The following is a 1,406-nucleotide window of genomic DNA, read 5'->3' as shown; positions in this document are numbered from 1 at the left end:
CAACTCGAGGAGTTGGAAGCGGACGCCGGTGAGGATGAACTAGCGGCGGAGATCGCAGCCAAAGCCTCAACCGTCAAAGCCTTTGAGCGCAGGCGTCCGTCACGTAAGTCATTCCCCGAACACCTGCCACGCGAGCGCATCGTCATCGCCGCTCCCGCCAATTGCGCCTGCTGCGGATCGGCCAAATTGTCGAAGCTTGGCGAGGACATCACCGAGACCCTGGAGGTCATCCCGCGCCAGTGGAAAGTCATCCAGACGGTACGGGAGAAGTTTACCTGTCGCGAGTGCGAGAAGATCACGCAGCCACCAGCACCCTTCCATGTAACGCCACGCGGCTTTGCCGGGCCAAACCTGCTGGCGATGATCCTGTTCGAGAAGTTTGCCCAGCACCAGCCGCTCAATCGTCAAAGCGAACGCTATGCTCGCGAGGGCGTCGACCTTAGTTTATCGACGCTTGCAGATCAGGTCGGAGCTTGCGCCGCGACGTTGAAGCCACTTCATTCTTTGATCGAAGCGCATGTCCTTGCCGCCGAACGTCTGCACGGCGACGACACGACCGTGCCAATCCTGGCCAAGGGAAAGACAGATACGGGCCGCATTTGGACCTATGTCCGGGATGATCGGCCGTTCGGAGGCCTCTCACCGCCGGCAGCCCTTTACTATGCCTCGCGCGATCGACGGCAGGAGCATCCGGAACGCCACCTGAAGACCTTCACCGGTATTCTGCAGGCGGACGCCTATGGCGGCTACAATCCGCTGTTCAAGGGCGATCGCGATCCAAATCCGCTAAGACAGGCGTTTTGTTGGGCACACGCGCGTCGCAAGTTCTTCGTGCTCGCAGACATTAATGCCAACGCCAAGCGTGGAAAGAACGCCGCGCCGATCTCGCCTATGGCGCTCGAAGCCGTCAAACGGATCGACGTCCTGTTCGATATCGAGCGGGAGATCAACGGGCTTACGGCCGATCAACGCCTGGAACGTCGCCGCAAGGAAAGCCTGCCGCTCGTCGACAGTCTGCAGGCCTGGCTTCAAACCGAGCGTGCAAAACTGTCGCGCAGTTCTCCGGTCGCCGAGGCGATCGATTATATGCTCAAGCGTTGGGGTGGCTTCACGTCATTCCTGGACGACGGCCGGATTTGCCTGACGAACAACGCCGCCGAGCGAGCCCTGCGAGGCTTCGCACTCGGTAGGAAGTCCTGGCTCTTCGCCGGATCAGACCGCGGCGCAGATCGTGCCGCCTTTATGGCCACATTGATCATCACGGCGAAGCTCAACGATATCGATCCGCAGGCATGGCTTGCCGACGTTTTGGCCCGCATCGCCGACACGCCGATTACCAGGCTGGAGCAGTTGCTTCCGTGGAATTGGACGCCGCCGACCGTCAACGCTCAAGCTGCCTGACCTGT

1 protein-coding gene is annotated in these 1,406 nt (G+C 60.7%); it reads left to right on the top strand.

Going from position 1 to position 1,406, the window contains the following annotated elements; all coding sequences use genetic code 11:
- Positions 1–1,401 (top strand): IS66-like element IS66 family transposase (locus tag ACFVTJ_RS25425; RefSeq protein WP_386911272.1); only part of this gene is annotated, 1,401 nt, incomplete at its 5' end.
- Between the last annotated feature and the right edge of the window lie 5 nt (positions 1,402–1,406).

It is taken from the genome of Agrobacterium sp. NPDC058088, from assembly GCF_042885035.1.
In the GTDB taxonomy this organism is placed as follows: Bacteria; Pseudomonadota; Alphaproteobacteria; order Rhizobiales; family Rhizobiaceae; genus Agrobacterium.
Note: the sequence above shows the minus strand (reverse complement) of the source record. Positions and strands in the feature narration are given on the sequence as shown.